General features: G+C 41.7%; 1 pseudogene. It reads left to right on the top strand.

From position 1 onward, the window contains the following. Nucleotides 1-343 (top strand): annotated as a pseudogene (locus tag CWC11_RS22200) (integrase core domain-containing protein); the annotation flags it as partial. Between the last annotated feature and the right edge of the window lie 163 nt (nt 344-506).

Here is a 506-nt window from a genome sequence, read left to right as displayed (position 1 = left end):
TGATGAAAGCTTATAACTTACGTCAGCCACCAAAAGGCTTGGTGTTTCACTCTGATAGAGGCCCACAATATACCAGTAAGCATTACCGTAAACTGCTAACCACCCACGGTATTAGAGCGAGTATGTGCGATGTTGGAGCGTGTTGGGATATGCGGTTGTTGAACGCTTCTTCGGTAGCTTAAAACACGATTGGTTGTTGAAAGTTCCTCAGCCAACTCGTGAGTATATGAGAGATGATGTAGTGGCGTATATGCGCTATTACAACTTAGAACGACTTCATACGGCAAATGGTGATCTGTCGCCAGTTGAGTATGAGCAAAGTTCCTTAAGAGAAGTGTCCTGATTTAGTTGCGCAGAACATATCTACCTTAGGTATATATGTCCGCATGAAGTGTTTGCTTGTTTTATGTTCGTGATCTCACCCTGCAACAATTCTGAAATTGATACTGATAACTTTGTAGAAGATAAGACAATGCTTCAGCGCACAGCTCATATAGGATATTTAA

The organism is Pseudoalteromonas sp. S3178 (assembly GCF_005886985.1).
GTDB classification, from domain to species: domain Bacteria; phylum Pseudomonadota; class Gammaproteobacteria; order Enterobacterales; family Alteromonadaceae; genus Pseudoalteromonas; species Pseudoalteromonas carrageenovora.
This window is presented reverse-complemented; position numbering and strand designations above follow the sequence as displayed.